Below are 13,335 nucleotides of genomic sequence, written 5' to 3'. Positions count from 1 at the left end.
ATTGGCATTATTATATGGCTTTTATGTCATTCCCGCTCTCGCGGGAATGACATCAAAAACCATCCAACAAAGCCTGTCAAGCCACAGGGTGACAGCTATATATCTTCATATACTGATAAAATTCTTGATTATTCTCCCACAGTTCACGCACCTTAACGAATAAAAATAAATGAACAGGAAATCCAAAAAAACTCTCCATTTGCATTCGGGATTTGGCTCCTATTTCTTTGATTTTAGAGCCGTTTTTACCGAGTATTATAGTTTTATAGCTCTCTCTTGAAACTACTATAACTTGATTAATCTTTACAGATTTGTCTTTAAGCTCTTCCCATTTTTCGGTTTGTACGGTTAATTTATAAGGGAGTTCTTGCTGCAAATTTAAAAATAACTGCTCTCGTGTAATTTCTGCTGCAATAAAACGCATAGGTAAATCCGTGATGTCGTCTTCCGCATAAAGCCAAGGAGAAATTTTGGCCTTACTTGTTATATATTCAAGTAATCCATCAATATTTTTGCCTGATAAAGCAGATATAGGAAAAAGCAAGCTATCAGGATGATTTTCTGTTAAAAAAGCTTTAATGTCATTTAGATATTTTGATTCGATGTCTATTTTGTTCAATAAAAATATTGGAACAATATTAAGTGAGCGAAGCTTATCTAAAATATTATACGTTATATCATCAAACGACTTTAGACTATCAATAATTAACAGAACTAAATCCGCACTATGCAAACTAGACCACGCACATCTTACCATTGCTTTCTCTAAGCTCCCTTTCGGCTCAAATATACCGGGCGTATCGTATAAAATTACCTGCGTATCTTTTAAGGTAATAATACCGGTAATAATTGACCTAGTAGTTTGAACTTTTGGGGTAACGATTGAAAGTTTCTCACCAATTATTCTGTTTAATAAAGTTGATTTTCCGCTATTAGGTCGCCCGATTATACAAACCGATACCGTTTTCTGATTAGACATCTTCCCAAACTTCACTTCTAGAGGTAATTTAGACATCGATCCAGTACTCGCATCCTCGCGTACTAGTGTGTACGCTGCAGCGGCAAGTGCTTCCGTGTCTCCTTTAAATTTCTCTCTATAAGCTGGTTTGGCAAGATGTCTATTAGTCATTTTTAAGTCTATGCAATAAGCTTCGTGCTGCGTTTTTCTCTGCTTCTTTTATTGCGTGACCAGTACCTGTTTGTTCATAATCTTTTACTTTTACAAGAACCGTAAAAGTCGATGAATGGGGGTCTCCTTCTCTTTTTATCAGACGATATATAGGTAGGTGATGATCACTAGCTTGAGCCCATTCTTGTAAAGCAGTTTTTGGGTCATAATCCGTTAAATTCTGAACTTTTATAAATTCTGCCCATAACTTCTTGATAATATCATGGGTTGTTTCAATATTGCTATCAAGATATATAGCTGCAATTAAAGCTTCTGTGGCATTTTCTATATTATTAAGATTATCACGCCCGCCTGCTACTTCTTCGCCATGAGTCATAATTATATAATTTTTTAAAGTAAGTTTAGCTCCAACCATGCATATTGTTTCTTTGCAAACCAAATATGATCTAATTTTCGCTAAATTCCCCTCATTATAATTTGCAAAATTTCTAAATAAAATTTCTGTGATTACTAAATTTAATACGGCATCACCTAGAAATTCTAATCGTTCATAATCTTTATCATTCTTGTACTCGTGATGTTGCCTTAAAGACGGGTGACTCAATGCCTCTATTAAAAGCTCTTTATTTTTGAAACTATAGCTAAGTAGCTTTTCTAACTTCTCAAATGATTCCATTACGCATCCGTATTATAAAGATTTCTGAAAATTCGATTTAACCTAACAGATTCAATCCATGGCTTTAACTTTAGTACTAGATTAATAACGCCTATATCATTATCCCACCAAGTTATTTTTGTTGAGAACCAAATAAATTGTGCTTTAGCAATAAAATTTTCAAACGGTACAAATCCAAGATTTACTCTACTATCATTTGACTGATCTCTATTATCCCCTAAAAAGAAATATTTCCCTTCAGGTACATAAAAAACATCCGTATTACCGTATCTATCATTATATATAACGCCATAAATAGGAGCAAGCTTATAAGAAAAATATGTTCTACCGTTTGGCAGTGTTTCTTTAAACTTTAAATATTTTATTCCCTCTTCGCTTATATAAGTTCCAACTTCCGTGCGTTCTATTTTTTTGTCGTTAATATATATTACGTCATCAATCAATTGAATTTTATCGCCGGGTAGTCCTATTAAACGCTTTATATATCTAACACTCATATCGTTAGGCGGACGAAAAACTACAATATCGCCACGCTCCGGTTCACGAGCAAATATTCGCCCTTTAAAAAGAGGAATAAAATCAAAAAAAGATAAAGAATAATTACTATAACCATAACTATATTTCGTAGAAAATATATAGTCATTCTCAAGTATGGTTGCTTTCATAGACCCGGTCGGAACAGTAAACGGCTCCATAATAAGTATTCTAATAAGTAAAGCGATACATATTACAAAAGCAAAAGACCCCCACTCTTGCTTAGCTGTTTTATTAGTGTTTGATTTTGTATTATCTGTTTGCATAATCTCTTAATTATTTATAAATTGGAATCGCCATTGCGAGGAAATTACAAAGTAATTGACGAAGCAATCTCAGGAGTTTGTTATTATTTCATGAGATTGCCACGCTCCTTTCAGTTGCTCGCAATGACGGCTTAGTATCCACGCGGGCAATATCTCCTCACAATGACGATAAAGTCAAACCACGCTATAACTCTTTATCCTCGCCTCAATCTCGCTTCTAAAATGGCGTATCAGCCCTTGAATCGGCCAAGCTGCCGCATCACCTAAAGCACAGATAGTATGCCCCTCTATTTCTTTCGTAACATTAAGGAGTTCGTCTATCTCAGATTTTTTGGCATTACCTTTAACTAGCCGCATCATAACTTGCCACATCCAACCCGTACCCTCACGGCAAGGAGTACATTGCCCACAAGATTCATGCATGTAAAATTTACTAAGCCTTGCTATTGCATAAATAATATCGGTAGATTGATCCATAACTATAATACCGCCTGTACCAAGTCCGGAACCTGCGGTTCTTAAACTATCAAAATCCATATCCACTTCACATAATGACTTAGGAAGTAAAGGCACGGAAGAACCACCCGGGATTATGGCTTTAAGATTATCCCATCCACCACGAACACCACCCGCATATTTCTCAATCAATTCTTTTAACGAAATGCCCATTGCTTCTTCAACATTACAAGGCGTGTTAACATGCCCTGATATGCAGAAAATCTTAGTTCCCGTATTGTTAGGTTTACCTATACCAGCAAACCAGCTAGCTCCTCGTCTTAAAATGGTTGGCACTACTGCGATAGACTCAACATTATTTATAGTAGTCGGACAGCCATATAACCCAAAGCCGGCAGGAAAAGGCGGCTTTAAACGAGGCATACCTTTTTTGCCCTCTAAACTTTCAAGCAATGCCGTTTCTTCGCCACAAATATAAGCACCCGCCCCACGATGTAAATAAATATTACAATCAAAGCCCGAACCGCAAGCATTCTTTCCTATTAACCCTTGTTTATAGGCTTCATCTAAGGCACGCTGAATATTAGAGGCTTCATTATAAAACTCACCTCTAATATAGATATAACAATTATTTGCGCCTATAGCAAAGCTTGCAAGCAAGCAACCTTCTATTAATTTGTGCGGCTCAAACCTTAATATATCACGATCCTTACAAGTGCCAGGCTCAGACTCATCGGCATTTACTACTAAATAGCAAGGCTTCTCTAAATTTTTAGGCATAAATGACCATTTCATACCGGTAGAAAATCCGGCACCTCCTCGCCCTCTAAGCCCTGATTTCTTAACCTCTTCAACGATGAAATCTCTACCTTTATCAAGCAAAGCTTTAGTATTCTCCCAATCGCCTCGCTTCTTGCTAGATTTCAAATCATGGCTTTGCTGCCCATGCAGGTTAGTAAAAATTTTGTCTTCTTCTTTTAGCATAAACTATTCTCGTTATGACTTAAAAACGTCATTGCGAGGGAAAATTGAAAATTTTGACGAAACAATCTCGTGCCAAAATCCTGAGATTGTCACACAGCCTACGGCCACTCGCAATGACGATGAAGCCGGTCCCACACAACAATGCCTGCTCGCAATGACGATTCTTTACCTTTCTATTACTTTTTTATTAAACTTCCTATTAACAAACATTGTAAGTATCGGAGCAGAGATAAAAATTGAGGAATAAGTACCGGCTATTATCCCAAAAAATACAAGTACGCTAAAACTATGGATTGCCTCACCGCCAAAAAGAATAAGGGCTAAATTGGCAAGCAGCGTGGTCATGACAGTTAAAATAGTTCTGGATAAAGTTTCATTAATACTTAAATTTATAATTTCCATGATATTTTTTTTATGATATTTACGTAAATTTTCTCTAATCCTATCATATATTACTACCGAATCATTAACGGAATAACCTATAATAGTTAACACTGCAGCAATAGTACTTAAGTTAAAATCAAGCTTTGTCATACTCATAAACCCAAGAGCGAGTATTACGTCATGTACTAAGGCGATAAGTATACCAAGACCGAAATACCACTCAAAACGCACCCAAATATAAACCATAATCGCTAAGAAAGAGAATAGCATCGCCATAGCCCCCGCTTCTATTAGCTGCCTACCGACTTGCGGACCGACAAAATCTACCTTACGATATTCAAACTTATACGGAAAATTACTTTGCAAAGATGCTTGAATTAACTCAATATTTTTCATGAGATTTTCTTCATTACTACTACCAAATCTAATCGATAAATCACACTCACTACCGAAATTCTGTAAGACCACCTCACCTATTCCAAGCTTGCCTAGAACCCCACGCATTTTTGGCAAATCAGGAGCTTGGTCAAGCCTTACTTCAATAACTATACCGCCGGCAAAATCAATACCGAAATTAAATTTATATATACCGATCCAAATAAAGCTAATGAGTGATAAAATAATTGAGAAAGTGTAGCTAACTTTTTTAAAATTCATAAAATCCAAATCGATTTTATTAGGTAAAAGTCTTAAAGGATAAATTTGCATTATTATATATTTTGTTGAATAAGGATTATATTTGTATTATATAGTAAATTCAAAAAGGTTAAATGATTTTTTATGTCAGAAGTAGTAGTAAAAGAACAATTAGAGCAATATATAAGCAAAATAGAAAAATTGGAACAAGAAAAAGCTGATTTATCTCAAGAAGTAAAAGATATCTTCCAAGATGCTTCTTCACATGGGTTTGATGTTAAAGCTATGAAATCTATATTGAAACTAAAGAAATTGGATAAAGATAAACTTGCCGAGCAGGACGCTATGCTTGAGCTTTATAGAGATACTTTAGGGATTTAAGGCATACGTCATTACGAGGAAATTATGAAGTAATTGACGAAGCAATCTCAGAAGTTTGTTATTATTTCATGAGATTACTACTCAGTCTACAGCTGCTCGCAATGACGTATTTAGTATTCACGTAGTAATGCACTCTTTCGCAATAATGACATAAGAGATATAAATATATTTAAGCTTTTGCTGCCTTAGTTTTAGTCATAGGGATATGCCTCTCTTTAATTCTAGCCGACTTACCACTTCTATTTCTTAAATAATAAAGTTTAGCACGACGAACTACTCCGTATTTTACTACATCAATAGAGTGTACTATCGGCGAGTAAGTCATAAAGCGTCTTTCAACTCCTTCACCGTGGCTAATTTTACGTACTAAGAAAGATGAAGTAATACCGCGATTTCTTTTTGCAATAACTACACCTTCATAAGCTTGAAATCTTTCCGTTAATTTCTCCTTACCGTCTTTCTCAATCGATCTATCAATAATTTTAACAGTTACCTTAACTGTATCGCCGGCTTCAAAATCAGGAATTTTTTTATTTGCAGTACGCTTTGAAATATTTTCCTGTTCAAAGCGGTCAATAATATTCATTGTTTAACTCCTTAACTCTATAAATCTTTAAGTAACTCCGGACGGCGTAATTTAGTAATCATATGTGATTGCTCTTTTTTCCATTCATTAATTAGCCTGTGGTTACCGGATAACAAAACACTCGGTACAGCTCGATCACGCCAAATTTCAGGTCTTGTATATAGGCCGCATTCAAGCCCGCCCTTAAATTCTCCGTCTTCTTCAAAAGACTCAGAAGATAAGGTATTTTGGTTCATTAAAACACCTGGCAGTAGTCTAATTAAACAATCGAGAATGGTGAGGGTAGGTATTTCTCCGCCGGATAAAATGTAGTCGCCTACACTAATTTCTTTAATATTATACTCTTCAATTACACGTTCGTCAATCCCTTCGTAACGTCCACATAAGAATATGAGGTTTTTATTTTTCAACATCTCTTTAGCAAAGCTTTGGGTAAAGACTCTACCGCGAGGTGAAGGATAGTACATTTCAGCATTAGGATTTAAAGCAAGAGCATGATCTATGCTACTGCCTAGAACATCAGGACGCATTATAAGACCGTTACCACCGCCATAAGCCTCATCATCAATATTTTTATGCTTAGTTAAACCGAAATCTCGAATATTAATAACATCATATGACCAAATATTTTTATTTAGTGCTTGTCCTGCTAAAGAATGTCCTAGAGTTCCAGGAAACATTTCAGGAAAAACGGTTAAGATTGTAGCATGAAGTATAGACATACATTTAAAATAGTAGACAGTACCAATTAACGCAATTAAATTATAATTTAATTATTTACCCCACCCACCTGTCCTATAATCTTCTTTTCTTGTTTTTTTAGCAGCAGCTGTTGTACCACTCCTAAATGCTTCAGCTTTTTGTAGATGCGTGTTATGAGCTTGATCACTTTGAAATTTTTGAAATTCTGCTTTCTTAGCAGCTTCTATATAACGACTTGTTATTTTCTCTAAGCGTCTCATAGCATCTTTATCTAACTAATACCTGCTTCTTTTGCTTGCTGCTCTATTTTTAATACTGTCTCATAACCTGCTGCTGCGTTTTTAGCTATAACTTGCCTCTGCATCAATCCACTCTAGAATCTTTCTGCATTGCATCATTATATGGATTTATCTTATTATTTTTAATATCCTTTATTTTATTTGTTTTTCTGCTTTCTTTTTATCAAAATCTTCCGGCATAACTTCCCCCAAATTTAAGTTAAAAATATATCTATAGTTGCATATGTTTTATTTCAAAAAAAGTTAATAAAGAAAAACAGAGGTATAAGTAATTAAAAATCAACCAATTTGTGTTATAAAAACTTCATCACTTCCTCAGCGATGATTAGCTCTTCGTTTGTCGGCACAGCGAAAACTTTAACCTTACTGCTTTCAGCTCTTATTAGATGCTCATTTTTTTGGTTTTTTGCATCATCTATTTTAATGCCTAGCCATAAAAGTTTTTCAGTAATCATTTCTCGTATTACAGCAGAATTCTGTCCAACACCGGCAGTAAAAATTAGACAATCAACGCCCTCAAGTGCCACAATTAGCTTACTTACCTATTTCAAGTACAATGCGATACACAAATAAATCTATAACAAATTTAGCATCAGGTGAGTTACTGGCAAGCAAAGTACGCATATCGGAGCTTTCACCGGACATACCGAGTAATCCTGATTTCTTATATAGTAACTCGGTTACTCTTTCGTAGTCATTTGCTCATGATCGATAAGATATAACACTACTCCAGGATCAAGGTTACCTGTCCTTGTACCCATCATAACACCGTCAAGTACGCTAAAGCCCATGGACCTTGTTAGACTAAGACCATTTTTAATAGCACATAGACTACTACCGCGTCCTAAATGAGGTATAATAGTCTTTATAGGTAAATCTTCCTTTGTCATTTCTTTAAAATGGCTGCTAACATATTTATATGATAACCCATGAAAACCGTAACGAATTATCCCTTTATCATAATATTTTTTCGGTAAACCGAAAGCTTTTGTAATAGGAGGATTGGTAAAATGAAACGACGTATCAAAATAAGCTATATGTGAGATTTCTTTATATTTTTGAAGAAATAAATCCAGTACCTGCAAATTATAAGGTTGATGCAAGGGGCTTAGAGGTATTAATGCTCTTAAAGCTTCACTAACTTTTTCATTAACAATAACTTATTAAAATTTTTCCTGCCATGGACAATACGGTAACCGGTTGCAATTAACTTGAGATTTTCTTGTTTTTTCTACCAATCTTCAAAAAGATCAATTATCATTTCAATTTTCAATAGCATCATCTTTAATGCCGTTAGCAGATGCCTGTTTTTTATTTATATAAAATAATATTTTATTATCATTTTTTCTAAAAAAATATTATAAATTTTATCCTTAACTTTTTTATTCTGAATTTCAAAAATAGAAATTTTTAAACTAGATGAGCTGGCATTAGCTATTAACATAACATTTTTCATTATTTACCTGCTTGGATATGTAGCTTCGCCTTAGTGTGATTATAAATAAATGAAGCAAGTACACAGGAAATAACACGCATATCCATAGGATCGGCTCTACTTGTTAAAATAATAGGCACACGGGCTCCAAGAACGATACCCACCATAACCGCTTGATCCCAATATTTTAGCCGCTTTGTAAGCATATTGCCTGATTCAAAATCAGGTACTACTAATATATCGGCATTTCCTGAAACTGAAGAGCTAATGCCTTTTGCTTCTGCAGCAAATAAAGAGATAGCATTATCAAACACAAGCGGTCTGTCAACTATAGCATTCGTAATTTGCCCTCTATCTACCATTTCCGATAAAGCAACAGCATCAAGGGTTGTAGGGATTGCAGAAGTTACCGTCTCAACTGCCGACAATACCGCAACTCTAACCTGCTTGTCTTCTTTGCTCATATGCATTAAATCAATAGCATTCTGCACTACATCACGCTTATCTTCTAGAGTAGGACGCATATTACATCGGTAATAATGAACGGTTTTGGAAAGGTAGCAACTGCCATTAAGAAAGCATGGTTTATACAACGTTCGGTACGTAGTCCATTTTCCTTATGAACTACCACAGACATAAGCTCATCAGTATGAAGCGACTCTTTCATAATAGCTTCCCTTTTCTTCACAAGCTCTACGGCTTTTTTTGCTGCTTCATAAAAGTCAGGATCGTTGATTTCTTTTGGAGGAGTATCAAGTAGTACCTAATTTCTTAGCTAGAATGGCATCTAAAAAAGTCTCGTTTATTATATGTTGCTTCTTCATAAACCCCTTAATAAATTAATCACTAACTTAATTAGATAGTATATAAGTTAATTAATAAAAGGAAAACTAATTATTGTTTTTAGCGGGCATTTCTTAAGTGCTATTAACGCAACAGTGTATATTCGAATTCCGTGTAGGCATTGTTGCGTAGTTTGGAAAATACCCTTAATGTCATTCCCGCGAAAACGAGAACCCAGTAAAGCATAAAAAAACTTGTTTTTTATATGCTTATTTTATCAAATATGTAACTTCTGTATCAATATTGAAGTTATTTTTCTTCCTGCTTTCGCAGGAATAACATAAATGACATAAGAGTTATATATCAATCATTTAAATAATTTTCAATTTCGTTCTTGCAGTGGAGAATCTTCTCTTCATTCAGAAAAAAAATCATTAGTAGGATTTGAGCTTAGTTCTGTAAATATTTCTTCCCAACTTTTTGCAGTTTTAAGCTTTTATCTGATGATAAATACTTGAGTTCTTCAGAATCATTTTTAGTTTGATCGTTCATCAATACTTTTGTTTTTACATATTCTATATACTATAATTGTTTAAAAACAACTATTAGTTACATATTTCCTAAATGATCTTCTAATTTTCTTAGCTTTCTACCCCCGTTTACTATAGGCTTTACATAGGGTTGCATTTTAGCATTTTCTCTATATTTATTAATCTGATCGATCTGAGCATTGACTGCATCGGTAATGACTTGCTTTCTATCCTCTATTTTATTTAATACTTCAGTACTATATTCATAATTTTTAACATCAGCATTAAAGTTATTAAGCTCTTCCGTAATCTTTTGGTCTATTTCAGCTCCCCCAGCGGTATTTTTAACTTTTTGTGCTATTAATGCCGGCATTTCTTCGATCTTGATATCATCTCTTTTGAAATGATCTTTAAGCTCTTTATAAGTTTGCTCTAAATTTTCCTGGGCTTTCTCGTGCATAATATCATAATGCTCTTGGCGACGAATATATCGATCTCCATCTATAAATTCTGCATGTTTTCTATGAGCGTTATCTATCATATCTCGCATCTGAGAATCAGTAGCTTTCTCACGCATAAATCTGTCACCCATCATTACCGGTTCACCTTCCTCAAATAACCTACTATGCACCTCATGAATAAGCTTTCTTCGAGCTAATTCTTGATAATATTCCACATCACTATGTCTACCTGCTTGTTCTAGTCTTGCTAGATATTCCGGTGATAATATATCTGTTTGAACAGCTAGCGCCTCTTTATTAATATGCATTTGGAGCTCTTCATGTTCTCGTGCTTTTTCATCATCTTTTAATTTTTCGCTATAAGTTCTAAGCCTTGGATCGTTATATTCAAAATCATGCCATTCGGCACTGGTTAGATTACCCTCATAAGCATCACGTAAATCTTTACCGACTATTGCAGTTAAAGCTCCTCTTTTTATTCCTGTATAACCTGCATATATTTTTTCGCCTATACCTACACGCTTTTCTTCTTTTAATTTACGTTTTGTACCAACACGATGCTCTATCTCTTGCCAACTTCTAAGCACTCCTATATTCTTACCGAACAGACCAATACCTCGCCCTGACATTTCTTGGTGAGCATTTTTATAAGCATCTTGATAATCTCTAGTAAAGTTTGCATCGCTAGCGAGTTCACGTAAGTTAGCATCTTTTAATGACTTATCAAGCTCAGCTTTTTGTTCTTTACTTAAAGCAGCGTAATCTTTCACTCCATATTTATTTGCAGCAATTTCATCTCGAAGCTGAGTAAACTTCATTTGCGATAGTTCTTTTACTTTTAATTCATTCCCCTTAGGTAAATTCTTTAATAATCCTGCAATACCGTTTTCATAATCCGTAATAGCACTCATTTTTACATCTTTAGAATCTATACCGTATTTTCTCTTAACCTCATTTTGTACGGTTTTATTTGCTGAAGAACCGAGAGCTTGCTTTTCAAGCCTGCCCATCATCATATTTTCAAATTTCTCGGCAAAGAACATACGAGTTTGCTCTTTCCCTGCACTTACACGGCTAGTTACAGGTGCACTTACCGTCTTAGCCACATAATTTAGCGGTCTATTCATTTGTTTCGCTGCAGATTCATAAGATTGCTGATTAACTTTTTGTATGTCTGTTAAATTACCTGAAGTACCGGCAATAAATTGTGCCGTCGATATAGCAGTATCGTTAAATTTACTTAGCAAATAAATAGACACAAAAATTAGTAATATCCCGTCAAGTTGGACAAATTTCCCATTTATAAAATTACTAATTCTTTTTGCATCTTTAACTAAATCTAAAAATGGTAATTCAATATAGCGTTCATCTATACACTCATACGCAGCACAATGCTTACATTTATCAGGGTCATTCTTACAAGAATCATCTACTATTATATGATCTTTAGGAACTAATATATTTGCTTTGTGGAAATTATTTATACCGCCTTTCATCGGTACTGGGAACCACCAATAAAATATTGAATGACCCAGGCTTGGATCTATATCCTCAAGGAAACTACCGAATATTTCATTTATCGGACCTAAATTAGGAAAATCATGTTTACATACCGCAAAACCAAGCGTTGAATATATTTCGGTTCTGATGATCATTGAAATAAAAGCGATACCGGCAAATAAAATTATAGGCTGTAATGCATATGATATTAATTGTCTTAACCAATTCTCAAATAACGAACGAGTTATATTAAACAACATGAAACAAATAAATATCGGTCCCATAATTATAATCATACCGATAGTTATAAGAGCGGTTAGATAGATAATAGTGGCTTTAAATATAAGAAAGAAAATAAAATATAAGGCTATTAAATATAGAATGATATATATAAAACCAAGCCAATCAACAAATAGTAAAGAAAATAATTTAGATAAAGTTTGAGGAGAAATAAGTAACCCAAGCAAGCTTTGAGAACCGGGACCGGTAGCCGCAGCTTCATTAATTATTTGCAGTATTTGCTGAACCCCATCAATAAAAAATACGAATAAATAATCATGAAAAAATGTCCAAGCTTTATCCGTACGTAATAATATTGAGACTATACTAACTTTTAATATTCTAACTATAAGTTCGACATGAGTAAGGTTTATATTACCTATTAAAAAGGAAAAGCCTGTAAACATTATATATAGAGTTAAAATAGCCGAGACACTTATCCTATAACCTGACGTATCAATTATTTGTTGATAAGTTTTCTTTATAATCCCATCCTTACCAAATAATACTCCTTTTATTAAATCCGTTAAAAATTGTAGCGGATCAGGTCTAGTATCAGTAACTCCGGACTTTATTACTAATCTATATTGCCCGCTATTATCATCATAAAATTTATCTATAATCTTAAAATAAAGAGGAGATTGAGCATATTTTGACTTATCTTCACCTTTATATTGATAATTTATACCGCCGGCTTGCAAGAATTGTCCTGTACTACTAATACTATGAAATGCATAGCCTACACTCGAAGTAAGCTCTCCTAAATGCTGAGTTATACCTTGCGGGTTACGCTGTGAGTCCGGTGAAATATTGGGATCGGTATTTTTAGCGGCAATAAGAAAATAAAGCCCGACACCGTTTGTCATTATACATGGAGCATTACTAACCATTGCATCATTTTGATTTGTGGGATTAGGAGTACACATATCAAGTCTATCATTATCCCAAAAAGTACACGGTTGTAGCTTAACGCAAAAAGCAGCCAAAGTAGTTGTGTTATTTTTTTGACCATACCATGGACACCATGCAGATAACTGACCTGAAGTATTTTTATCGCCAAATATATAACTCCACGGTCTTACCATAATGGTTAAAGGATAGCCGTTTACTTTATAAGCACTATCACGCCATGGTGCTACCTGATCACCTTCATGTCTTGAAGTAATTTCTTCTGGATCATACCTAGAAGAGATATTGAATTTGATAAAACCAAAATCATCAGGATCAATACAAGTATCGCCGGTACAACCGGAAAGCAGCAATAGCGATATTAATAATGCAATAAAAATATTTTTGTTCATTTATTATGTGTTA

10 protein-coding genes and 2 pseudogenes are annotated in these 13,335 nt (G+C 34.4%); 1 reads left to right on the top strand and 11 read right to left on the bottom strand.

Translation table 11 applies throughout. The features are described from left to right. Positions 1-76: 76 nt before the first annotated feature. The 5 genes from era to secF all read right to left on the bottom strand — a co-directional run bounded on the left by era (position 77) and on the right by secF (position 5,137). A complete protein-coding gene (gene era, locus ACPKKV_RS02220; protein WP_392505985.1) occupies positions 77-1,129 on the bottom strand; it encodes a GTPase Era in 1,053 nt (350 codons plus the stop codon). Further along, on the bottom strand, positions 1,122-1,805 hold the full coding sequence (gene rnc / locus ACPKKV_RS02215; protein WP_392505984.1) for a ribonuclease III: 684 nt from the start codon (positions 1,803-1,805) through the stop codon (positions 1,122-1,124). The genes era and rnc overlap by 8 nt, the downstream gene beginning before the upstream one ends. Then, entirely contained in the window at positions 1,805-2,605 is an 801-nt protein-coding gene (lepB, locus tag ACPKKV_RS02210; protein WP_392505983.1) for a signal peptidase I, read from the bottom strand. The genes rnc and lepB overlap by 1 nt, the downstream gene beginning before the upstream one ends. A gap of 174 nt (positions 2,606-2,779) precedes the next feature. Then, positions 2,780-4,045 (bottom strand): NADH-quinone oxidoreductase subunit NuoF, encoded by a 1,266-nt coding sequence (gene nuoF / locus ACPKKV_RS02205; RefSeq protein ID WP_392505982.1) that lies wholly within the window; start codon positions 4,043-4,045, stop codon positions 2,780-2,782. Positions 4,046-4,210: 165 nt separating this feature from the next. Continuing rightward, complete coding sequence (gene secF, locus ACPKKV_RS02200; protein ID WP_392505981.1) at positions 4,211-5,137, bottom strand: protein translocase subunit SecF; 927 nt, start codon at positions 5,135-5,137, stop codon at positions 4,211-4,213. A 72-nt stretch (positions 5,138-5,209) separates the two neighbouring features. On the opposite strand from secF, the gene ACPKKV_RS02195 reads away from it, so the two are divergent. Further along, on the top strand, positions 5,210-5,446 hold the full coding sequence (locus ACPKKV_RS02195; protein WP_392505980.1) for a DUF2312 domain-containing protein: 237 nt from the start codon (positions 5,210-5,212) through the stop codon (positions 5,444-5,446). Positions 5,447-5,615: 169 nt separating this feature from the next. On the opposite strand, the gene rplS is transcribed toward ACPKKV_RS02195, so the two are convergent. The 6 genes and pseudogenes from rplS to ACPKKV_RS02165 form a co-directional block, all read right to left on the bottom strand. Next, positions 5,616-6,032 (bottom strand): 50S ribosomal protein L19, encoded by a 417-nt coding sequence (gene rplS / locus ACPKKV_RS02190; protein WP_392505979.1) that lies wholly within the window; start codon positions 6,030-6,032, stop codon positions 5,616-5,618. Between the two features lie 17 nt (positions 6,033-6,049). Continuing rightward, a complete protein-coding gene (gene trmD, locus ACPKKV_RS02185) occupies positions 6,050-6,754 on the bottom strand; it encodes a tRNA (guanosine(37)-N1)-methyltransferase TrmD (RefSeq protein WP_392505978.1) in 705 nt (234 codons plus the stop codon). A 51-nt stretch (positions 6,755-6,805) separates the two neighbouring features. Next, positions 6,806-6,961, bottom strand: a complete 156-nt coding sequence (locus tag ACPKKV_RS02180) for a tRNA (guanine-N1)-methyltransferase (RefSeq protein WP_392506919.1) — start codon at positions 6,959-6,961, stop codon at positions 6,806-6,808. A gap of 365 nt (positions 6,962-7,326) precedes the next feature. Beyond that, positions 7,327-8,489: pseudogene (locus ACPKKV_RS02175) on the bottom strand (acetate/propionate family kinase). Next, positions 8,489-9,292, bottom strand: a pseudogene (locus tag ACPKKV_RS02170) (bifunctional enoyl-CoA hydratase/phosphate acetyltransferase). Before ACPKKV_RS02170 ends, ACPKKV_RS02175 begins: the two co-directional pseudogenes overlap by 1 nt. 568 nt (positions 9,293-9,860) lie before the next feature. Beyond that, positions 9,861-13,322 carry a TrbL/VirB6 family protein gene (locus ACPKKV_RS02165; RefSeq protein WP_392505977.1) on the bottom strand — a complete coding sequence of 1,154 codons (3,462 nt, stop codon included), beginning with the start codon at positions 13,320-13,322 and terminating at the stop codon, positions 9,861-9,863. Positions 13,323-13,335: the final 13 nt, after the last annotated feature.

The sequence above is a fragment of the Rickettsia finnyi genome (assembly GCF_049668125.1).
Classification (GTDB): Bacteria; Pseudomonadota; Alphaproteobacteria; order Rickettsiales; family Rickettsiaceae; genus Rickettsia; species Rickettsia kotlanii.
Note: the sequence above shows the minus strand (reverse complement) of the source record. Positions and strands in the feature narration are given on the sequence as shown.

Coding starts and splice junctions, on each gene's coding strand:
- era (WP_392505985.1), bottom strand. CDS start 1,129: ATGACTAATAGACATCTTGCCAAACCAGCTTATAGAGAGAAATTTAAA.
- rnc (WP_392505984.1), bottom strand. CDS start 1,805: ATGGAATCATTTGAGAAGTTAGAAAAGCTACTTAGCTATAGTTTCAAA.
- lepB (WP_392505983.1), bottom strand. CDS start 2,605: ATGCAAACAGATAATACAAAATCAAACACTAATAAAACAGCTAAGCAA.
- nuoF (WP_392505982.1), bottom strand. CDS start 4,045: ATGCTAAAAGAAGAAGACAAAATTTTTACTAACCTGCATGGGCAGCAA.
- secF (WP_392505981.1), bottom strand. CDS start 5,137: ATGCAAATTTATCCTTTAAGACTTTTACCTAATAAAATCGATTTGGAT.
- ACPKKV_RS02195 (WP_392505980.1), top strand. CDS start 5,210: ATGTCAGAAGTAGTAGTAAAAGAACAATTAGAGCAATATATAAGCAAA.
- rplS (WP_392505979.1), bottom strand. CDS start 6,032: ATGAATATTATTGACCGCTTTGAACAGGAAAATATTTCAAAGCGTACT.
- trmD (WP_392505978.1), bottom strand. CDS start 6,754: ATGTCTATACTTCATGCTACAATCTTAACCGTTTTTCCTGAAATGTTT.
- ACPKKV_RS02165 (WP_392505977.1), bottom strand. CDS start 13,322: ATGAACAAAAATATTTTTATTGCATTATTAATATCGCTATTGCTGCTT.